The 21684-nt window shown below is 70.3% G+C and carries 16 protein-coding genes; 12 read left to right on the forward strand and 4 right to left on the reverse strand.

Annotation, left to right across the window (positions count from 1 at the left end):
• The first annotated feature begins 2 nt into the window (after positions 1-2).
• From HUT12_RS14675 to HUT12_RS14685, 3 genes are read left to right on the forward strand one after another with little or no spacing between them, the layout of a single operon-like run.
• On the forward strand, positions 3-968 hold the full coding sequence (locus HUT12_RS14675) for a carbohydrate ABC transporter permease (protein WP_176093737.1): 966 nt from the start codon (positions 3-5) through the stop codon (positions 966-968).
• Positions 968-1795 carry a carbohydrate ABC transporter permease gene (locus tag HUT12_RS14680; protein WP_131054886.1) on the forward strand — a complete coding sequence of 276 codons (828 nt, stop codon included), beginning with the start codon at positions 968-970 and terminating at the stop codon, positions 1793-1795. Before HUT12_RS14675 ends, HUT12_RS14680 begins: the two co-directional genes overlap by 1 nt.
• A 1-nt stretch (position 1796) precedes the next feature.
• Complete coding sequence (locus tag HUT12_RS14685) at positions 1797-3053, forward strand: mandelate racemase/muconate lactonizing enzyme family protein (RefSeq protein WP_176093738.1); 1257 nt, start codon at positions 1797-1799, stop codon at positions 3051-3053.
• A 93-nt stretch (positions 3054-3146) separates the two neighbouring features.
• Here HUT12_RS14685 and HUT12_RS14690 read toward each other — a convergent pair whose 3' ends face one another.
• Complete coding sequence (locus HUT12_RS14690; RefSeq protein WP_131054888.1) at positions 3147-6692, reverse strand: ThuA domain-containing protein; 3546 nt, start codon at positions 6690-6692, stop codon at positions 3147-3149.
• Between the two features lie 437 nt (positions 6693-7129).
• Between HUT12_RS14690 and HUT12_RS14695 the strand changes: the two genes are divergently transcribed.
• The 6 genes from HUT12_RS14695 to HUT12_RS14720 all read left to right on the forward strand — a co-directional run bounded on the left by HUT12_RS14695 (position 7130) and on the right by HUT12_RS14720 (position 15112).
• Entirely contained in the window at positions 7130-8641 is a 1512-nt protein-coding gene (locus tag HUT12_RS14695) for a sugar ABC transporter ATP-binding protein (protein WP_176093739.1), read from the forward strand.
• Positions 8638-9612: an ABC transporter permease gene (locus tag HUT12_RS14700; RefSeq protein WP_176093740.1), complete on the forward strand. Its 975-nt coding sequence runs from the start codon at positions 8638-8640 to the stop codon at positions 9610-9612. Before HUT12_RS14695 ends, HUT12_RS14700 begins: the two co-directional genes overlap by 4 nt.
• Positions 9609-10592: an ABC transporter permease gene (locus HUT12_RS14705; protein ID WP_176093741.1), complete on the forward strand. Its 984-nt coding sequence runs from the start codon at positions 9609-9611 to the stop codon at positions 10590-10592. The genes HUT12_RS14700 and HUT12_RS14705 overlap by 4 nt, the downstream gene beginning before the upstream one ends.
• An 11-nt stretch (positions 10593-10603) precedes the next feature.
• Complete coding sequence (locus HUT12_RS14710; protein ID WP_176093742.1) at positions 10604-11788, forward strand: substrate-binding domain-containing protein; 1185 nt, start codon at positions 10604-10606, stop codon at positions 11786-11788.
• Between the two features lie 6 nt (positions 11789-11794).
• The gene (locus tag HUT12_RS14715; protein ID WP_176093743.1) at positions 11795-12646 is read left to right on the forward strand and encodes a sugar phosphate isomerase/epimerase; all 852 of its coding nucleotides are present in this window, start codon (positions 11795-11797) and stop codon (positions 12644-12646) included.
• A 72-nt stretch (positions 12647-12718) separates the two neighbouring features.
• Positions 12719-15112: an RICIN domain-containing protein gene (locus tag HUT12_RS14720; RefSeq protein ID WP_217706000.1), complete on the forward strand. Its 2394-nt coding sequence runs from the start codon at positions 12719-12721 to the stop codon at positions 15110-15112.
• Positions 15113-15192: 80 nt separating this feature from the next.
• Here the strand turns inward: HUT12_RS14720 and sodN are convergent, their stop codons facing one another.
• Positions 15193-15597 carry a superoxide dismutase, Ni gene (gene sodN, locus HUT12_RS14725; RefSeq protein ID WP_131054169.1) on the reverse strand — a complete coding sequence of 135 codons (405 nt, stop codon included), beginning with the start codon at positions 15595-15597 and terminating at the stop codon, positions 15193-15195.
• 245 nt (positions 15598-15842) lie between these two features.
• Here sodN and HUT12_RS14730 point away from each other — a divergent pair, with 245 nt between their 5' ends.
• Together HUT12_RS14730 and HUT12_RS14735 are read left to right on the forward strand one after the other, a co-directional pair.
• Positions 15843-16766: a CDP-diacylglycerol diphosphatase gene (locus HUT12_RS14730; RefSeq protein ID WP_176093744.1), complete on the forward strand. Its 924-nt coding sequence runs from the start codon at positions 15843-15845 to the stop codon at positions 16764-16766.
• A 357-nt stretch (positions 16767-17123) separates the two neighbouring features.
• Positions 17124-17894 carry a Crp/Fnr family transcriptional regulator gene (locus HUT12_RS14735; RefSeq protein WP_176093745.1) on the forward strand — a complete coding sequence of 257 codons (771 nt, stop codon included), beginning with the start codon at positions 17124-17126 and terminating at the stop codon, positions 17892-17894.
• 99 nt (positions 17895-17993) lie between these two features.
• Here the strand turns inward: HUT12_RS14735 and HUT12_RS14740 are convergent, their stop codons facing one another.
• Together HUT12_RS14740 and HUT12_RS14745 are read right to left on the reverse strand one after the other, a co-directional pair.
• Positions 17994-19301, reverse strand: a complete 1308-nt coding sequence (locus HUT12_RS14740; protein WP_176093746.1) for a hypothetical protein — start codon at positions 19299-19301, stop codon at positions 17994-17996.
• A 375-nt stretch (positions 19302-19676) separates the two neighbouring features.
• On the reverse strand, positions 19677-20216 hold the full coding sequence (locus HUT12_RS14745) for a DUF4240 domain-containing protein (RefSeq protein ID WP_176093747.1): 540 nt from the start codon (positions 20214-20216) through the stop codon (positions 19677-19679).
• 500 nt (positions 20217-20716) lie between these two features.
• Between HUT12_RS14745 and HUT12_RS14750 the strand changes: the two genes are divergently transcribed.
• A complete protein-coding gene (locus HUT12_RS14750) occupies positions 20717-21673 on the forward strand; it encodes an ABC transporter permease (protein ID WP_131053153.1) in 957 nt (318 codons plus the stop codon).
• Positions 21674-21684: the final 11 nt, after the last annotated feature.

Genomic DNA, 21684 nt, shown 5'->3' on the forward strand with positions numbered 1-21684 from the left:
TCGTGCCGATCGGGAACGCACAGTCGTCGGTCCGTCCGGCTCCGGCCGGACGGACCGACGCGGCGACCGACCGTCGCCGGACCGGTGCGGCGCGGGCCGCCGGCCGCCTGCGCTCCGAGCGCCTCGCACCGTACGTCCTGGTCGCCCCCGCCGTGCTGATCATCGTGGTGCTGCGGCTGTATCCGCTGCTGCTCGGCGTCAACTTCTCGTTCACCGGGGACGGGGCCCGCGACGGCACGGCGGTGGGCGTCGACAACTACCGGGAACTGCTGGCCGACCCGCTGTTCCGGACCGCGCTGGGCAACGTCGGGTGGCTGGTGCTGCTGCTGCCGGTGGCGGTGGCGATCCCCGGCCTGCTGGCGACCTTCATCTACCTCCGGGTCCCCGGGCACCGGCTCTACCGCAGCGTCTACTTCTTTCCGGCCGTGCTCTCTCCGGTCATCGTCGGCGCGATCTTCAACCTGCTGCTCGCGGTGGACGGCCCGCTCAACTCCCTGCTCGGCCCGGCCGGTGTCGGCCCGATCGACTGGCTCGGCGACCCGGGCATCGCGATGTTCGTGGTGGTCGGCGTGCACGTCTGGGCCACCTTCGGGATGTCCCTGGTGGTCTTCCTCGCCGGCTTCGCGACCCTCGACGCCGCCCTGCTGGACGCCGCCCGGGTGGACGGGGCCTCACTGCCCCAGGTCATCCGGCACGTGATCGTCCCGGGGCTGTCCCGGACCATCCAGTTCGTCTTCGTCACCACGATGATCGGCATGTTGACCTCGATGTTCGGCCTGCTGTTCGTGATGACCAGCGGCGGCCCGGAGGGGTCCACCTACCTCCCGGAGTACTACATCTGGATCCAGCAGGGCCAGATGAACCGTCCCGCCCTCGCCTCGGCCGCCTCGACGGTCCTCTTCGTGATCATGCTCGTGGTGGGGCTGGTGCAGATCAAACTGCTCAGCCGGGCCGGAAGGGAGAACTGATGTCACGCCTGCGGCCGGGGCGGTGGCTGATCGCCGTCCCGATGCTGGTGCTCGCCCTGGCGACGATCTACCCCCTGCTCTTCACCGCGAACGTCGCGATGAAGACCCGGCGCGACTACATCCTCGACCGCTTCGCCCTGACCGACAAGCTGCGCTGGGACAACATCGAGACGGCGTGGAGCAGCGTCGGCATGAGCCGATACTTCGTCAACTCGGTGATCGTGGTGTCGTCGTCGGTGCTCCTGCTGTTGCTGCTCGGCTCGATGGCCGGCTTCGCCCTCAGCCAGGTGCGCTTCCGCGGGTCGCGGGCGCTCTTCCTCGGCTGCCTCGCGGGTCTCTTCGTACCGTTCCAGGTGATCATGGTGCCGCTGGCCCGGATCATGGCGGACACGGCGCTCATCGACACGTACCCCGGGTTGATCCTCGTCTACGTCGCCCAGTTCCTGCCCTTCACCGTCTTCCTGATGACCAGCTACTACCGGTCGATCCCGCCGGAGATCATCGATGCGGCCCGGATCGACGGCAACAGTCTCTACGGCGTGTACCGCCGGATCATGCTGCCGCTGGGCACCCCGGCGCTGCTCTCCGTCGGCATCCTCAACGCCCTGTTCTGCTGGAACGACGTCCTGATGTCGCTGGTCATGATGCCCTCGGCCGACCAGCGCACCCTGATGGTGGGCGTCACCTCGCTGCGCGGGCAGTACTCCGACGACATCCCGACCTTCGCCTCCGGCGTGCTGATCGCCGCGCTCCCCGTCCTGCTGGTCTACCTCTTCCTCCAGCGCCAGATCGCCGACGGCGTCGCCGCCGGCTCCACGAAGGGCTGACATGCGGATCACCGGATATCGGACGCTCAGCACGGTGCAGGAATGGGGACGCCCCGTCGGTGACGCCAACGGCGTCTTCGCCGACGGGGTGGTGCCGGTGTCGATCGTCGTCGTCGACACCGACGAGGGGATCTCCGGAGTCGGCCTCGGCCCGCACGTGGAGATCGATCGGATCTTCGCGGCCCTCGACGGCGAGGACCCGCGCGCCGTCACGACGCTCTACGACCGGATGCTGCGCCACAGCTTCAAGGCCGGACACGGGGGCTCCGTCTTCGGCACCATCGGCGCGCTCGACACCGCCCTCTGGGACATCAAGGCGCAGGCCGCCGGCCAGCCGCTCTGGCGACTGCTGGGCGGACGCGACCGGCGGGTGCCCGCGTACGCCTCCGGCCTGGACATCGGCCTGACCGACGACGAGCTGGTCGACACCTATCGCGCGTACGCCGCGCACGGCCTGCGCGCCGCCAAGCTCAAGGGCGGTCTGGACATCGCCCGCGACCGGCATCGCCTCGGCCTGGTCGAGGAGGTGCTGACCGAGGCCGGGCACGGACGCCGCCCCGGTCTGATGCTCGACGTCAACGAGGCGTGGACCCGCAAGCAGGCCGTCCGCCACGTCGGCGAACTCGAACGCACCCTCGATCTCATCTGGATCGAGGAGCCCGTCCGCCGTTGGGACGCCGAGGGCCTGGCCACGGTCGGCCGGGGCGTGCGCGCCTCCGTCGCCACCGGCGAGAACCTGACCGGGCTGGAGCAGTACCGCCCGCTGATCGCCGCCGGGGCGGTCGACATCGTCCAGACCGCCGCCGTCTGGGGAGTCACCCACTTCCTGCGCACGTCGGCCCTGGCGCACGCCCACGACCTGCCGGTCAGCCCGATCGGCAACAGTCCGGTCGGGCTGCTGCACGCGGCGACGTCGGTGCCCAACCACCTGACCAGCGAGTTGCAGAACCTGCGTCCACCGGCCGGCGTCACGCTCGACCTGCACGTCGAGGACGGTGCCTTCGTCCTCGGCGACGCACCGGGCCTCGGCGTCCGCGTCGACGAGGGGGCGATCAGCGCCTCCGTCCTCCGTCCGGCGGCCCGCGGCACCGAGGGGCCCGACGTCCGGCCCGTGTCGGCGGGACGGCGGCTGCTGCCGGAGTACGGCGCTCCGGCACCGGCCCGGACGGCGTACCTGCCGACCGGCGCGACGGTCGGCGGCGTGAACGGCCACGGCGGGCGGGCCGGCGCGCCGCTGGCCGAGTCCGACGGCCACTGAACCGACCGGGTCCGCGCACGGCGATCGGGACCGGCTTCCGTGGTGCGGAGGCCGGTCCCGACCGCTGTCATCGGCGGGTCAGCGTCGCGGTCGTCAGGCCGCGCCGAACCGCCACTGCTGGTTGGTGCCGCCGTGGCAGGTCCACTGCACCAGCCGGGCGCCGTCGGTGGTGGCCGCGCCGTTGACGTCCAGGCAGAGGCCGCTCAGCACGCTCCGGACCGTGTAGACACCACTGGTGCCGGTCGCCGTGACGGTGAACTTCTGCTGGTTGCCGGTGCCGCAGGTGGCCTGCTGGAGGAAGGCACCCGCGCTGGTGGACGAGCCGACGATCTCCGCGCACTTGCCGCTGTGCACCGCCTTGAGGGTGACGGCACCGCTGCCGGCGTCGACCGCCTGCCACTTCTGGTTGTTCCCACCGCTGGCGGCCCACTGGTGGATCTGGGCGCCGTCGGCGGTGGAGACCCCGTTGACGTCCATCACCTTGCCGCTGTGCTGCGCGGTGAGGGTCCAGGTCCGCCCGGCCACCCCACCGGTGCCACCGACACCGACCCCCGCACCGCCGAAGGTGTGCGAGTCGAGGTCGAACCAGTTGTTACCGCTGCCCTTGAAGACCAGGTACAGGGTGTGCGTACCGGCCAGGGCGGTGACGTTCACCGGTGGCGTCGACTGGTAGTTGTCCCAGCCGCCGGTGGCCGGCACCGGCGTGGTGGCCAGCAGCGTGCCGGTGGGGGAGCCGGCCCGCAGCTCGATCGTGCCGCCGCCGGACGGTGACGACAGCCGGTAGCTGACCGTGCTGATGCCGGAGAGGCTCATCGGGGTGAAGGCCACCCAGTCGTTGTTGGAGATGTCGCCGATCCGCTTGCCGCTCTCCGCACCGGCCTGGTCGACCACCCGGGTGCCGGACTGGCTGCTGTAGTACTCGGCCTGCTTGTGCTTGGGCTGGAGGATCACCTGGGCGTGCCCGGTCAGCGGTGCGGCCCCGCCCGCCCCGCCGTTGTCGGTGTAGCGCGCGTTGAGCACATAGAACAGGTTCGCGCCGTCCGGATGCCCGCCGAGCAGGTCGGTGGGGATGGTGCCGGAGCAGCCGGGCAGGTCGGTGGTCTCGTGCGCGTGGTCGTCGTGCCCGAGCGCCGGGTTGAGGATCACCTTGGAGCAGTCGATCGCCGCCCCACCCGGGTCGGAGACGCTGATCTGGTAGGAGACCCGGTCACCGAAGGTGAGCATGCCGCCGTGCGCCGGGGTGGTGATGGTGACCACCGGAGCGGTGTTGCCGACGGTGATCGCCACGTTGGCGAAGCCGGTCTTGCCGGTGCTGTCGGTGACCTTGAGCTGGGCGGTGTAGTTGCCGTTGGCGGTGTAGACGTGCGACGGGTTGGCCGCCGTCGACGTGGTGCCGTCACCGAAGGTCCACTGGTAGCTGATCGTGTCACCGGGGTCCGGGTCCGCCGACCCGGCGCTGGAGAACTGCACGGTCAGCGGGGCGTTGCCGCTGGTGGGCGTACCGGTGGCCTTGGCGATCGGGGACCGTCCACCCTGGACGTAGTCGATCCGGTAGAGACCCGAGTCGCTGTTGCCGCCGCCGAAGTTGGTGCCCCACTCCAGCAGGTAGAGCGATCCGTCCGGGCCGAACTCCATGTCCATCGGCTTGTTGAACCGGGTGGTGGGCAGGAACGCGTTGGTCCGGGTGACCGCCGTCGCCGAGTCGAAGTGCACCTCCTTGAGGTAGCTGCGCGACCACTCGTAGAAGAAGTGGACCCCGTCGTAGTACGGCGGGAACTTCGTCTGCGACGGGTTCGCCGCGTTGTAGCGGTAGACCGGGCCGCCCATCGGCCCCGAGCCGCCGGAGCCCAGCTCCGGGAAGGTGGTCGAGGTGCCGTAGCCGTACCACATGTTCGGCGCGACCACCGGGCGCAGGCTGGTCAAACCGGTGTTGTTGGGGGAGTTGTTGACCGGGGAGGAGCAGTTGAACTTGGCTCCGACCGCACCGGTGTCCGGGTTGTACGGCGCGTACGGCTGGTTGTCGCCGTGGCAGAAGGGCCAGCCGTAGTTGCCCGGTGCCTTGATCACGTTCAGCTCGACGAGACCCTCGGGGCCACGGTTGGTGGTCGGCGGGTTCCGGTCGGGTCCGTAGTCGGCCAGGTAGACCCAGCCGTTGGCCGGGTCGATGGAGAAGCGGAACGGGTTGCGGAAGCCCATCGCGTAGACCTCGGGCCGGGTCTGCGCGGTGCCCTGCGGATACAGGTTGCCCGACGGGATGGTGTAGCCGCCGCTCGCCGAGGGCCGGATGCGCAGCAGCTTGCCCCGCAGGTCGTTGGTGTTGCCGGCGGTGCGGGCCGCGTCGAGCATGTGCTTGCCCGAGCGCCAGTCCAGCGGCGCGTAGCCCTGCCAGTTAGGGTCGAGGTTGGGCGCGACGTCGTCACCGGTGCCGATGTAGAGGTTGCCGTCCGGCCCGAAGTCCATGTACCCGCCGGTGTGGCCGGGCTCCGGGTACGTCCGGTCGCGGTACGCCGGGATGTCGATGACGGTGACCCCGCTGGACATGTTCAACGTGTCACCGCTCAGCGTGTAGCGGGAGACCCGGTTGATGTCCGTGGAGCTGCTGGCGGGCGAGTGGTACAGGTAGACGTACCCGTTGGTGGCGAAGTTCGGGTCCAGGGCCAGCCCGGTGAGGCCGTCCTCACCGCCGGTGTAGACGCTGAGCGTGCCGGCGGTGACGGTGCTGCTCGTACTCGGCTTGAAGATCTTGATCTGGCCGCCGCGTTGGACGTAGATCACCCGACCGTCGGGGGTCACGGCCAGGGCCATCGGGTCGACGGTGTTGGTGTCCAGCGAGCGCTTCTCGAAGTTGCCCCAGACCGTGCCGCCGCAGTCGCCGGGCTCGTTGCCGGCGGCCCACTTCACCCCGCCGAGCACATGGTTGCGGAAGTGGGTCTCGCTGTAGGACTCGATGGCGTGGCCCATCGCGGTGGCCCAGACCCGACCGCCGCCGACGGCACGGCACCAGGAGATCGGGTGGTCCGGACCCATCGCCCGGGAACCGGGGTTGTACGTCCGTTCGTCGGCCGTGACCAGCACGTGCACGTCACCGCGCGGGTTCTTGTCGAAGTTGTACCACTCCTCGCTGCGGTTCCAGCGGTCCGGCAGGGTGGCCGTGGAGGGGTGCTTCTTGTCGGCCACGATGGCGGTGCCGGGCAGCACGCCGGGGGAGTGTTCCGGCATGTGCGCGCCGCCGTTGACGGTCTGGTCCCACCACGGGTACTCACCCTCGATGCCCATGTCCGTGGCGTTGTGGACCGCGACGATCCCCTTGCCGGAGGCGAGGAAACCCTCCACCGCCTGACGCTGGGCGGCCGAGGTCCAGACCATGCCGGAGGTCTGGAACATCACGAGGACGTCGAAGGTGGCGAGGTTGGCCGGGGTGAAGACGGCCGAGTCCTCGCTGTGCACCACCTCGAAGTTGTTGGCCGCCGCCTGCTGCTGGAACATCGTGACGCCGGCCGGGATGGAGTCGTGCCGGTAACCGGCGGTCTTGGTGAACACCAGGGCCCGGAAGGCGGGAGCCGCCGCCGCCGGGTTCACGACCGCGAAGGTCAGTAACAGACCCGCGATCACTCCGATGATGGATGTCGTGCGACGCATGGCGTCTCCTCGTGGGACGGGCGGGGGGATACGGGTGGCGCGCCAACGCTTCCGGTGGTGACTCACCGTCATGTCGGACTGAGGTGCCGTCGGGTGGGGGTGGGAAGCCGGAGCGCACCATGCATCGATGTCGTCGGATGTTAACGACGCCATGGATGGTGTCTCCGTGCCGGTGCTGGCTCTCGCGCAGGTGTGTTTTTCCCGGTCCGCGCCGGTGGGACGGTGCCCGAAAGTCCCTGGCGGACGGGGGATTGCGAACTCATACCCGAACATCTATCTTCATACGTGTGATGTTTCGGTTGTGTCAAGCGAAAGTTTGCGCACGACAACACGAAGTGCCGCACCTGGATGACAAAACAGTATGACCGTCCACGCTGGAGGATCTCCGGCGTCGGACGGCACCCGATCTTGGCTACTATCCGTGAGGATCTTCGACGATGTCAGACCGGCGTCCGGTGCCCCTGCTCGCGCTGCGGGGAATCAGCAAGTCCTTCCTCGGCGTCCGCGTCCTCGACGGGGTGGGTCTCGACGTCGCCGCGGGTGAGGTGCACGCCGTCGTCGGCGAGAACGGTGCCGGCAAGTCCACCCTCATGAAGATCGTCTCCGGCGGGTACGCCCCCGACGAGGGCACCGTCGAACTCGACGGCGAGCCGCGCGCCTTCGGCGGCCCCCGCGACGCCCAGCGGGCCGGCATCGGCATCATCCACCAGGAGTTCAACCTGCTGCCGGAACGCACCGTCGCGGAGAACGTGTTCCTGGGCCACGAGCCGACGCGCCGTGGCCTGGTCGACCGCCGCCGGATGCGCGAACGCACCCGGCAACTCCTGGCCTCGGTCGGGGAGACGGCCCTACCGGCCGACGCGCCGGTGGGGCGGCTCAGCGTCGCGCAGCAGCAGGTCGTGGAGATCGCCAAGGCGCTCGCCCTGGACGCCCGGCTGATCATCATGGACGAGCCCACCGCCGCGCTGGCCGACCACGAGGTGACCCTGCTCTACGCCCTGGTGCGCCGGCTCCAGGAACAGGGCATCGGCATCCTCTATGTCTCGCACCGGCTCGCCGAGGTCTTCGACCTCTCCGACCGGATCACCGTCCTCAAGGACGGCCGCCGGGTGACCACCACGGACACCGCCGACACCGGCGCCGACGACCTCGTCCGGCACATGGTCGGCCGCGAGCTGTCGCACTACTACCCGCCGCGCGCCGCCCCGGCCGACGTCGGCGCGGTCCGGCTCACCGTGCGGCGCGGCGGGAACCGCAGACTGCGCGACATCGACCTCGACCTGCGCGCGGGCGAGGTGCTCGGCGTCGGCGGGCTCCAGGGCTCCGGCCGCTCCGCCCTGGCCCGAGCCCTGTTCGGGGCCGCCCCGTTCACCACCGGCGAGGTCGGCCTCGACGGCCGACCGGTCCGGTTGCGCTCCCCGCGTGCGGCGATGCGGGCCGGGATCGCCTACGTCACCGAGGACCGCAAGGGCGAGGGCACGATCGGCCGCCAGTCGGTGCTCGACAACGCGTTGCTGGCCGGCCGCGCCGCCTTCCCGATCCGCTCCGGCCGGGCCGCGCGCACCGCCCGGATCCGGGAACTGCTCGCCGCCGTCGAGGTCCGCGCCGCCGGTGACCACCAGGAGATCCGCTTCCTCTCCGGCGGCAACCAGCAGAAGGTCGTACTGGCACGGTGGCTCGCCCTGCACCCCCGGGTCCTGCTCTTCGACGAACCCACCCGAGGCATCGACGTGGGCGCGAAGTCGGCGATCCACGACCTGGTCCGCCGCCTCGCCGCAGAGGGCGCCGCCGTGCTGATGATCTCGTCCGACCTGCCCGAACTGCTCGGCATGAGCGACCGGATCGTGGTCATGCGCGACGGCCGGATCGTGGGCGAACTGCCCGCCGGCAGCCGCGAGGAGGACGTGGTCGGGCTCGCCCTCGGCACGGTACGGGAGACCGCCGCGTGACCACCCGCGCGCTGCTGCCCGCCCGACGCCCGGTGCCCGGGGTGTTCGTGGCCCTCGCCCTCACCCTCACCATCGGCTGGCTCGTCGTCCTGCTCGACGGCGGTCAACTCGTCAACCAGTCGACGACGGTGAGCCTGCTGCACGTCGCCGCCGGACTGGGCTTCGTCGCCGTCGGGCAGACCCTGGTCATCCTCGGCGGCTCGCTGGACCTCTCCGTCGCGTACGTGGTCAGCCTGAGCACGCTGGTCGCCGCCGAGACGATGGCCGGTCGGGACAGCGCGATGCTGCCCGCGATCGGCCTGACGCTGCTGGTCTGCGCCGGGATCGGGCTGCTCAACGGCCTGCTCGTCACCGCCGGGCGGATCAACGCGTTCATCGCGACGCTCGGCGTCGGGCTGCTGCTCAAGGGATACCTCGACAACGGGTACGCCGGACCGGCCGGCAGCACCTCACCGACCCTCGTGCAGACCCTCGGCTACCAGCGCGTCGGGCCGGTGCCGGTGGCCTTCCTGCTGCTGCTCCTGGTGGCCGGGGCGGCCTGGTTCGCGCTCGCCCGGACCAGGTTCGGCCACCATCTGCTCGCCGTCGGCGGTGACGAGGAGGTCGCCCGGCTCTCCGGGGTACGCACCGACCGGGTGCGGGTCACCGCGCACGTGCTCTGCTCGCTCTGCGCCGGAATCGCCGGCATCTATCTCGCCAGCCGGCTCGGCTCGGGTGCGCCCCGGGTCGGCTCGGAGGGCCTCTACGACCTGGAGTCGATCGCCGCCGTGGTGATCGGCGGCACCGCGCTGGCCGGCGGCCGGGGCGGCGTGATCGGCACGGTCGGCGGCGTGCTGCTGCTCGCCACCATCGACGCCGTCTTCAACCAGCTCGCCGTCGACGCGTTCGCCAAGCAGGTGGTCCGGGGCGTGATCATCATCGCGGCGGTGGCCGTCTACGCCCGCCGGAGCATGCGGAAGGCGGCCGGGTGAGCACGCAGACCCTCCGGCGTCGGCTCGCGCCGGCGCAGTGGACCCGGCCCGGTGGCCTGGCACCGATCCTCGCGATCCTGGTGGTGCTGCTGGTCCTGATCACCGTCCGCCAGCCCGACTTCCTCAGCCCGCCGTCGCTGTTGTCGTTCCTCGGCCGCTCGGCGCCGATCATCCTGCTCGCCGCCGGTCAGTACTTCGTGATCGTCTGCGGCGAGTTCGACCTCTCCGTCGGCGCCCTGGTCACCGCGCAGGTGGTGGTGGCCGCCCGGCTGATCGACAGCGACCCGACGCGGACCTGGCCGGTGGTGCTGGTGCTGCTCGCCGGCGGCGCACTCGTCGGACTGGTCAACGGCCTGGTCACCACCCGGCTCGGGGTGCCCTCGTTCGTCACCACCCTCGGCATGTTCCTGATCCTCGTCGGCGCGGTCTACCTCTGGTCCGACGGGGCGCCGAAGGGCGGGCTCACCGAGGAGTTCCGGCAGTACGGCCGGCGCGCCTTCGAGGACGTGCCGCTGCTCGGCCGAGTCCCGTACGCGCTGGTGATCCTGGTGGTCGTCGCCACGGTGGCGGTGCTGCTGACCCGCGCCGACTTCGGGCGGATCCTGGTCGCCGTCGGCGACAACCCGCGCACCGCCGGGCTCAGCGGGGTACGCGTGTGGCGTACCCGCACCGCCGCCTTCGTCCTCAGCGGCCTCGCGGCGGCGGTCGCGGCGATCCTGATCGGCGGCTACAGCGGGGTCTCCTTCCAGGCCGGTGCCGGCCTGGAGTTCGGTGCCATCACCGCCGTCGTCCTCGGCGGTGTGGCGCTGGGCGGCGGCCGGGGCTCGGTCGTCGGCGCGATGCTCGGCGCCACCACCCTCGAACTGCTCTTCGCGCTCATGAACTTCTACGGCATCTCGGGCGCGCTCCGACCGGCGGTCCAGGGCGCCATCATCCTGGTCGCCGTGGCGGTCGCGGCCCGACGTTCCACGTCCAGATAAAGGGGATCCCGATGAAACGCTCTCTCGCCGCGCTCGGCGCGGTGACACTGCTCGCCCTCGCCGGCTGCGCCACCGACCAACCGGTCGCGAACCCGTCCGGTGCCTCGTCCGCGCCCGCCGGGGCCGGCACCGGCGAACAGTCCTCCTTCTTCGAGCAGGCCGCCTACGACGCCGAGCTGGCCCTGTTGCAGGCCACGCCGACCGGCCCGGCGGACAAACCGTGGGAGCAGGCGCTCGACCCGGCGATGGTGGACACCGCCTCCTACAAGAAGGCCGGGCCGCACCGCATCTGCTTCTCCAACGCGGCGCTGAACAACCCCTGGCGTCAGGTCGGCTACAAGACCATGCAGGCCGAGGTGGCCGCACAGGGGGACCGGATCGCCGAGTTCGTGCACGTGGAGGCCGAAGGTAAGGACCAGAAGCAGATCGCCGACATCAACGACCTGCTCGGCCGCGACTGCGACGCCCTGATCGTCTCGCCGAACACCACCGCCACCCTCACCCCGGCGGTGGAGGCCGCCTGCCGCACCGGCCTGCCGGTGATCGTCTTCGACCGTGGTGTCGACACGGACTGCCCGGTGACGTTCATCAACCCCATCGGCGGGTACGGCTTCGGTCACGTGGGCGCCGAGTTCGTCAGCCAGCGGATGAAGCCCGGCGGCAAGCTGCTCGCGCTGCGCATCCTGCCCGGCGTCGACGTGCTGGAGACGCGCTGGGCGGCGGCGAAGGTCGCGTTCGACAAGGCGGGCGTCGACGTCGTCGGCGTCGAGTTCACCGACGGCGACCCGGCCAAGACCAAGAAGATCGTCGACGACTACCTCCAGCGGTACGGCACCATCGACGGCGTCTGGATGGACGCCGGAGCGGTCGCCGTCGCGGCGGTGGAGGCGTTCCAGGACGCCGGCAAGCCGGTGCCGCCGATCAACGGCGAGGACCAGCTCGACTTCCTCAAGGTCTGGAAGGAGGCCGGGCTCACCGCCATCGCGCCGACCTACCCGACCTACCAGTGGCGCACGCCGATCATCGCCGCCCTGCGGATCCTCGACGGTGAGCAGGTCTCCAAGCCGTGGAAGCTGCCGCAGCCGACCATCACGCAGGAGAACCTGGACAGCTACCTCGACCCGGACATGCCGCCGCTGCACTACGCGATGTGCGGCTGCACCGACCTGCCCGGGTACCCCCAGCGCTGGAAGTAGGCCCCGGTGTACGAGATCGGCGTCAACCCCTGGGTGTGGACCTCACCGGTCGACGACGCGGCCCTGGCCGAACTGGTGCCCCGGATCGCCGGCTTCGGCTTCGACGCGGTCGAGCTGCCGATCGAGCAGCCCGGGGACTGGGACCCGGTCCGGACCCGGGACCTGCTCGCGGCACACGGGCTGAGCGCCGCCGGCGTCTGCGCGGTCACCCCGCCCGGCCGGGACCTCGTCGACGCCGCACCGGCGGTGGTGGCGGCCACCGTGGCGTACCTCAAGGGCTGTGTGGACAGCGCGGCGGCCGTCGGCGCGCCGAGCGTCGGCGGTCCGGTCTACGCCTCGGTGGGCCGGACCTGGCGGATGACGGCGGCCGAACGCGTCGCCTGCTACGCGGACTTCCGCCGGGCCCTGGCCCCGGTCGCCGAGTACGCCGGTACGCGGGGCGTCTCCATCGGGGTGGAGGCGCTCAACCGGTACGAGACGAGCGTGGTCAACACGATCGACCAGGCGGTGGACCTGATCGACGGTCTGCCGTCGAACGTCGGCCTGATGATCGACACGTACCACATGAACATCGAGGAGGCCGACCCGTACGCCGCGCTTGCCGTCGCCGGCCAGTACATCAAGCACGTCCAGGTCAGTGGCACCAACCGGGGCGCTCCCGGCAGCGACCACCTGGACTGGCCGCGCCTGTTCGCGGTGCTGGCCGGCACCGGCTACCGGGGTGCGGTCTGCATCGAGTCGTTCACCGCCGAGAACGAGACGATCGCCACCGCCGCGTCCATCTGGCGGCCCCTCGCCCCGTCGCCGGACCGGCTCGCCCTCGACGGCCTGGCCTACCTGCGCGGGCTCCTGGGCTGAGCCGGCCACCACCCCCGCACGGCCACCACCCGCACGATCACCACCACCCGTCCCAGCCGAAGGAGACCTCCCGTGTCCGGACCGCCTCGTCCCTCCACACCCCGCCGGGTGCTGGCCGCAGTGACCACGGTGGCGCTGACCAGCGTACTCACCGCCACCGTCGTGGCCACCTCCGCCGCCCCGGCCCTCGCCGCCACCACCACCCTCTACGCCTCGCCGACGGGCAGCGGCAGCACGTGCAGCGCCGCCGCGCCGTGTTCGTTGACCGGCGCGCAGACCGCCGTCCGTGCCCTGAACAGCGCGATGTCCGGCGACATCGTGGTGCAACTGGCCGACGGGACCTACCGGCTCACCGCGCCGCTGCGCTTCACCGCCGCCGACTCCGGCACCAACGGATACCGCGTGCTGTGGCAGGCCGCCCCGTCGGCCCGCCCGGTGATCAGCGGCGCCCGCGCGGTCACCGGCTGGTCCCTCGTGGACGCCGGACGCAACATCTGGCGGGCCAACGTCGGCGCCGGACTGGACAGCCGGCAGCTCTACGTCGACGGTGCCGTCGCCACCCGGGCGCGTACCCAGGTCAACCGGGCCGACTTCACCGCCGACAGCACCGGGATGCGGTTCACCAGCAGCGCGCTGGGCTACCTCAACAACCTGGCCAACCAGAGCCGCATCCAGATGGAGAGCGTCAACTCGTTCACCGACCGGTACGTGTCGGTGCAGAGCATCAGTGGCAACCAGATCCGGATGCAGCAACCCGGCTGGAGCAACAACAACTTCGGGTACGACACCTTCACCAGCCCGCACCGGGCCGGGCCGTTGTACCTGAGCAACGCCTACGAGTTCCTGGACACGCCGGGGGAGTGGTATCTGGACCCGGGGAGCGGGGCCCTCTCCTACATCCCGCTGGCCGGGCAGAACATGAGCACCGCCCGGGTGGAGCTGCCGACGGTGCAGTCCCTGATCCAGATCGGCGGCACGTACGCGGCCCCGGCCCACCACATCACGTTCAGCGGGGTCACCGTGACCGGCACGAGCTGGCTCGGCGCCAGCAGCGCGCAGGGCTACGTCGACCAGCAGACCGGCGCGTACATCGCCGGCAACTGGAGCTGGCCCGCCTTCACCTCCTGCCACAACGGCTGCCCGCAGTTCGAGGCCACCCGCCCGAACTGGCAGCAGATGCCGGCCGCCGTGCAGATCTCGGCCGCCAACAACGTCACCTTCACCGACTCCTCGTTCGTCAACCTCGGTCAGACCGCCATCGGGATCGGCAACGACGCCAACGCCCATGGCAGCGGCGTCGGCCTCGGGGCCAGCACCATCACCATCACCCGGTCCGAGATCGCCCGCAACGTCGCCGGTGGCATCGTCGTCGGTGGCGTACGCGCCGACGCCCACCACCCCAGCGACCAGCGCATGGTCAACCGGGACATCACCATCAGCAACAATCGGCTGCACGACCTGGGCATCGAGTACCGGGGCATCGTCTCGGTGCTGACCACCTACGTCACCAACTCCACCGTCTCGTACAACGAGGTCTACAACATGCCGTACACCGGCATGTCCGTCGGGTACGGCTGGGGCTCCAACGACGCCGGGGGCAGCAACCACTACGCCGACCGGGGGCTGTACAACTACCAGCCGCGCTACAGCACCGCCACCACCGCGTCCAACAACCGGGTCATCGGCAACTACGTGCACGACGTCATGCAGCAGATGAACGACGGCGGCTGCATCTACACCCTGTCGGCGAATCCGGGCGGACTGATCGCCGACAACTACTGCCTGCGGACCAACGGCCACTTCGGGCTCTATTTCGACGAGGGCTCCCGCTACTTCACCGCCCGCAACAACGTCTTCTCGTCGACCGGCACCTGGGCCACCGCCAACTACTGGTACGCCGAGAACATGGGCAACTTCACCGTCACCAACAACTGGTCGACCAACGGCAGCAGCAACGTCACCAACGGCGATCGCGGCAACGTGGTCAACGGCAACGTGACGGTGAGCAACAACAACTGGCCCGCCGGGGCGCAGGCGGTGATGGCGGCGGCCGGTCCGCAGAGCGGCGGCGGCCAGCAGAACGTCCTACTCGTCGGCGGGCAGTCCGGTCGCTGCCTGGAGATCGGCGGATCGAGCACCACCAACGGCACGCAGGCCCAGCTCTGGGACTGTCACGGCGGCACCAACCAGCGCTTCACGTACACCGCCGCCCGGCAACTCGTGGTGTACGGCACCAAGTGCCTCGACGCGTCCGGTCAGGGCACCGCGAACGGCACCCTGGCGATCATCTGGGACTGCAACGGGCAGGTCAACCAGCAGTGGACGGTCAACCCGAACGGCACGATCACCGGCGCCCAGTCCGGGCTCTGTCTCGACGCCAGCGGGAACGGCACCGCGAACGGCACGAAGGTGCACCTCTGGGCCTGCCACGGCGGCACGAACCAGCAGTGGAACCTGCGTAGCTGAAGACGTCGGGTGGGACGGGTCCGGCCCCGTCCCACCCGACCCCGGCCGAGGCCGGGCGGCACGTGCCGCCCGGCTCACGGTCACTGCTTCTTGGTCTCCCAGAAGATGGTCGAGATCTCCTCGATCCGGGCCAGGAGCTGCTCGGCCACGGCCGGGTCCGCGGACCCCTTCGCGCCGCCGGCCCCGGCCAGCTTGGTCGCCTCGTTGAAGAGCCGGTGCAGATGCGGGTACGCCTCGAAGTGCGGAGCCTTGAAGTAGTCGGTCCACAGCACCCACAGGTGGTGCTTGACCAACTCGGCCCGCTGCTCCTTGATGATCAGCGAGCGGGTCCGGAACTCCGGGTCGTCGCTCGCCTGGTACTTCTCGCAGATCGCCTTGATCGACTCTGCCTCGATGCGGGCCTGGGCCGGGTCGTAGACCCCGCACGGCAGGTCGCAGTGGGCGCTCGCCACCGTGCGTGGCGTGAACAGACGTGACAGTCGCATGGCTTGCCCTTCTCGGTTTCCTTCCCTCGAACGCTAAAACCTCAACCGCACGTCAGGTCAACGCGGCGGCCGGGAGACGATGATCACCGGTCGGCGGACACGATCAGGGGACCGGCCCTCGACGTCGAGGAGCTTTCGGCTTCTCCGCCCTAATGTCGACATCGCGTCCGATTCGTCCGCCCGGCGTCCCGGCCGGAGGTGGACACCGGCGCGTCCGCGCGGATCGGGAACCCTGGAGGCTGACGGTGGGCGACGACAGGACCGGTACGGAACTGGGCCGACGCCAGTTCGTCAGGCTCTCGGGAACGGTAGGCGCCACGGGCCTCCTGGGCCTGGTCGCGGCCGGTCGGGCGCGCGCCGACGGCGGCCCCGCCGACGGGGGAGGCCCCCCGGCGAACCCGGACGTCCCCGGTGCTCCGGGCGCCGCCGCCTGTCCCACGCCCTCCGCCCTCTGCGGTTACCCGAGCGACACCGGTGGTCGGTACGACCTGTGGGACCGGGTGCAGGTCTGCACCGGAGCGAAGCCCGGACCGCCGTTCCCACAGTGCCTGCGCACCACCGCGACGTACGTGGTCCTCAACGGCGGGTCCGGGTCCAACCACGACTACCTGCTCGTCCCGACCTGCCGTGTCAGCGGCATCGAGTGCCCGTTCATCACCACCGCCGCCGCCCCGAACTACTGGCTCGACGCGTGGCTGAACGCCCAACCCGGCCAGCCCGGACACGTGGTCTATCCACACGTCGGGCTCGGCATCAACTCGGCCGACCCGATGATCCGGCAGCAGGACCAACTCCACATCCACCTGGCCGGGATCCACTCGGGCATCCAGACCCAACTACAGAACCACGACGCCGCGATCACCAACAACCCGGCCCGGTGGCGCGACCAGATCGTGCCGATCTGGGGGCTGACCAGCACCGGCGCCCCCGCCCCGCGCTCCTACCGGGTCCTGCACGTCGCCAACCTCAACGACAATCTCTTCCGCCTCCTGCTCGACAGCGTGGTACGACCGACCGGATCGACCATGGCGGCCCAGGCGATGGCGGTGACCCCACGCCTGATCGGCAACGGGGGCTTCTACGTCCTGAACAGCGAGCCGGGGCTGACCGTCCCGCCGGGCCAGCCCGGCGGCACCGGCACCGTCGACTTCCTGCTCGCCTACGCGTGACCCGAGCGGTCGGGCACCTCGGCCACGATGTGTCGTGTCCGGCCCTGGGCGGCGGAACACGACATGCTACACCAGCCGCGGTGGTGTGCCGTGCGGAGCGGGACGCCCTCGCGCGGTGGGCGACAAGCGGTGCGAGCGGCCATTTCACGGGTTGACGCCACGGTCGAATCGGACCCATTCTGGCCGGGTGGTCACATGTGAGGAACCGTTCGGTCCGCCGGAGCCGGTAAAACGCGCGACTGACGGGCGGCCGGGTGACTCGCTAGCGTATCAGGAACGGACGTCAAGATCATTGATGGTCCGGCGCGATCCCTGGGCACCCACCGCGCTGACGAGACATCGGGACGGTGAACGGAGATGACCCTGGCCAGTACGCGGACCGCCACGAACGTCCTGGACGACATGCTCGTGCCGCGCGGCTCCGAGCTGACACACCGCCTCATGAGGGGCGTACGGTCCGCTCTCTACTCACACACGGTGGCGGCCCGACGGGTGACGCTCGCGGCCGGTGATCTGTTGCACCAGACGGAGGGCGCGGACGGTCGTGTCTATTTCATCGACGGTGGCGCGATATACCTGGAGCACTATTCTCCGACCGGTCGCCGGACCATTATCGACGTGTTGTCGAGGAACGACTACTTCGGCGAGGACTCACTTCCCGGAATGCCGAACCAGTACATTCCCGCTGCCGTTGTCGACACGAATCTGATCGTGCTCGACACCGCCGTCCTGCGGGACCTTCTCGACGACGCGAGCATCTGCGACGTGTGGTTGCACAGCCAGATGTTGAAAGCGCGTCGGCACCGCTCGCTGCTGCTGCAACACACCACATCCGACTGCGAGGCGCGCCTGGCGATGCGACTGCTCGACCTGGCACAGGGGTTCGGGACCGCCTCCGGACGCACCATCCGGATCGGTCTCAAGCTGCGCCACGAGGACTACGCCGCGATGATCGGCACGACCCGCTCCCGGGTCGGACTGTTCCTGCAACGCTTCACCGATCGCGGGATGATCCGGAGAGCACCGTGCGGTTCCCTCCACGCCGATCCGCGCCTGATCGTCGACTACCTGATGGAACGGATGGGCCTGGGGCCGGGCCGGCTGGCTCGTCCCGACGCCGTGGCGTGACCGCTGCGCGCCCTGCGCCGGCCGCCACCCACAACGCCGCCGACTCCCACCTGCGACCACGTCGGCCGCAGGCGGGAGTCGGGGGAGACGACCGAGGGGTCACTGTTGGCCGCTCGGTTCCACGACCTTCTGCGTCGTGGTGCTCGGGGTGGCTGCGCGGGCCTGCTCCCGGGCCGACCGGACGTCGTGCCGGCGACGTCGCTCCCGGGCACCCCGATAGAGGCTGCGTCCCCAGAGCAGCAGCCCGCCGCCGTCGAGAAGGAAACTGATCACCGCGATGGTGACGAAGTCAAACGACCCCATCATGGAGTCCTGGCCGGAGACGAAGAGCAGGAACTGGTAGATGAAGCCCCACAGCAGCGGGATCCCGACGAAGATCAGGGTGAGCAGGGCCATCAGGCGCCCGCCGATCCACGCCAGGGCGTACCAGCGCACGACGCGCATCTCCCGCCGGGGCAGGCCGGACTGGTCCACCCGGGGTGCGCGCCGCACCATCCGCGCGACCAGGTTGCGCAGGTAGTCCTCGGTGTCGGACATCAGGTTCCGGCAACCGAGCGCGGTGGCGACGATGTAGTAGCCGTCGGTCCGCAGGAACAGGAAGGTCTGCCAGATGATCCGGACCAGGTACGTGAAGAGCAGTGCCGTGAGCAGCAGCGCGCCCCACTCCGGCAGTTGCAGGTAGCCCTGCCGGCCCGCCCAGAGGGCGAAGACGAAGGACGAGGCGAGCACACCGTCCACCAGGGTCCCGGCGATGAACGCGACGAAGCGCTGCCGCTTCGGCGCCATCCAGATCGTGCTCATGTCGGTCTGGACCACCAGGATGTACATCTGGTTGCCGATGACGAGCCGCGACGGTACGCCCGCCGCCCGCGCCGCGACCATGTGCGCGGCCTCGTGGATCGCGACCCCGACCAGGGTGAGGATGAACGTCGCCCAGGTCAGCGCCGCGAAGTGGATGGGGAACAGCAGCGTCTCGCCGGGCGTGGGCAGCAGGTCGGGATCGTCGGCGGCGAGATACACGCCGCCCGCGATGACCAGGACGCAGAGCAGCAGCACGGGGAGGCTGACCATGCGGCGGGCCACCGTCGGGCTGAGCCAGTTCAGGCTCCAGCTGCGCCGGGGGCGGGACGTCGCGGCCGGGGTGGGGGCCGGGGCGGGGCCGGGTGCGGCGGCCTCGCCGTCGACCTCGACGAAGCCCTCGTCGCCCAGCGCGTCCAGGAAGTCGGTGATGTCGGGCGTCTCGGAGTACTTCTGCTCGTACTGGCGGACCGCCTCGCCCACCGAGTTGCCGGCGGCCAGCGAGTGGAGCAGATCCAGCCCTTCGGCGGGGATCGACAGGAATACCTGCCGCTCGACATCGCCGATGATGACGGTGTCGCCCTCCGTGCGGTGGTCGAACGGGCGCACTCGGACAAGTGTGTCTGGTGGGTAGCCGGCCATGGTCAGTCGTCCTTTTCGCTCATCTCATGCGGATCGATGAAGGCCGGCACCCGGAGTTGCCGTCCGGGTGCCGGCCTTCAGGTGGCGTGTCACCGTCAGGAGACGACACACGCAGCGGCGACAGCGCTGGTCTTCACCGACTCCAGCCGGCGAACCGTGAGCTTCTTCATGAAAATCACCTCCCTCGCGACTCGGGAACCACTACGGTGCCGGTCGCGGGGGAGATCGTCTGCTCACTTATGTGCATACGCCGATAGCGTGTGTGTGGCATTGAGCGAGTCGAACCGAACATACCTCACAGGCGACGTCGGTCCGGGGGTGTCCTGGTCGTGCCGACGGGAGCTACGCGTCGGCCCAGCCGGCCGGATTGCTGCACGACTCTCGGCTGATCCCCGAGCCGGTCTCCGGCCAGTCACCGAACCGCTCGTGATGCAGGTGGGAGAAGAGGTAGCAGAAGCCCTCGCAGCCGGCGTCGGGCACTGCCGTCGCCGGATTCGCCCGGACTGCCTCGTAGAACTCCCGGCCCAACGCCACGATGTGGCCGCGCGCGTACAGGAAGCCGTCGTCGGAACCGTCGGTGATCTCGTGGATGTCGGCGCGGTCGATGTCGTACAGCTTGCGCTCGATCACCCGGTCGAGGGCGACCAACTCCGCGCGGGACAGGTCGGCGGAGAGCCGGCGCAGCTCGTCGAGGAAGGGGTCGAGCCACGGGTCCATGGCGTACCCGTCGTCGTGCGCCGGATCGCGGTCGATCAGGGCGCGACGCAGGGCCGCCGGCTCCGGCCCCAACCCGGCCCACGCCTGCTCCACCAGCGCCCAGAAGCGGTCCTCCTCCTCGGCCGTCGGCAGCGTCGGGGGGACGGCAAGATCACTGTTCGTCATGGCCGGACGATAGCGGCGAGCACCGACATCGGGAGTCGGCGTGACGCCCGGCGTGCGACCGGGTCGCCGGTCCCGACGCGCGGCCGACGGTCCCGCCGGGACGAATCGGGGACGGGCCGCCACCCGAACGATGGGCGGGTGTGTCCGGACGGTGTGCGGGTGCGCCCGGACGTGTTCCGGGACTGACGGCCCGGCGTCCGCACCGTCCTTGCCGCCTCGTCGCCATGCGGGCGACAAGGACCGCTGGCACGCATGGTGCCTGCGGCGTCGCTCTGCGTGGCGACGGGTGGTGGACGTCTGCCCGGATCGAGGTATCCGCAGGTGGGTGCGGGTTACGAGGTCGTAAATCGTGATCTGAGGACGGCTCAGAACCGTTGACGTGGCCTCGCTCACGCTCCTATGGTGAACCACCAGTTCACTCAGTGATCCGATCCGGGCCGGGGGAACCCCGGCGGATCCCACGCCAGACGACGCTTCCGAGGGATTCGGAGAGTGCCTGCATGACCGTGACAAGAACGACCACCGCCGCGGTGGCCGCCCAGGGCGGACCCGCCGGTCAGGTGGACCCGCCGACACCACGCCGCCGATCCGCCCGACTGGCCGCCGCGAGCAGACGCGGTCGCGATGCCGTCGGTGCCGTCCTCGTGGTGGCGGCGCTCGCCGGCCTGTGGGAGGGGTACAAGGCGGTGGGCCGGGCCGTCGGCGACGTCGTGCCCGGCACCCGGATCGCCTTCCCCGTCGCCACCGACGACCTGTCGATGCCGCACGTGTGGACGATCCTCGGCGCACTCGTCGAACCGGCCCGGCGCGGCGACGCGACCACACTCGGCGTCTATCTGCTCGGCGAGACCAGCGTGACGTTGCGCGAGGCGTTCTACGGCCTGGTGGCCGGCGCGTCGCTCGGACTGCTGCTCGCCGTCCTCTTCCTGAACGTGGTGCCGCTGAGCAAGGGGCTTATGCCTTGGCTGGTGGCGTCGCAGACGGTCCCCCTGGTGGCCATCGCACCGATGATCGTGATCTGGGGCGGCAAGGCCGGCGCACCCCCCTGGGTGGCGGTCACCGGCATCGCCGCCTACCTCGCGTTCTTCCCGGTCACCATCAACACCCTGCGCGGCCTCAAGTCGCCGCCGAAGGTCCAACTGGAGTTCATGCGCAGCGTCGGTGCCGGCCGTTGGCAGGTACTCGGGTGGCTGCGGATGCCCGCGGCGCTGCCCTTCGTCTTCGCCGGCCTGCGCCTCGCGGCGACCGCGAGCGTGGTCGGCGCGATCGTCGGCGAGCTCTCCGCAGGCACCGGCCGGGGCATCGGCCGGGCCATCCTCACCTTCGCCTACTACTACTCCAACGGCCCCGAGAAGTTGTACGCGGCCGTCCTGGTCGCGGCGGCGGCCGGCATCGTCTTCGTGCAGTCCCTGGCACTCATCGAGCGCGTGGCGCTCCGGAACCGGCAGACCCGGTGACCACCCCGTCC

It is taken from the genome of Verrucosispora sp. NA02020, assembly GCF_013364215.1.
Classification (GTDB): Bacteria; Actinomycetota; Actinomycetes; order Mycobacteriales; family Micromonosporaceae; genus Micromonospora.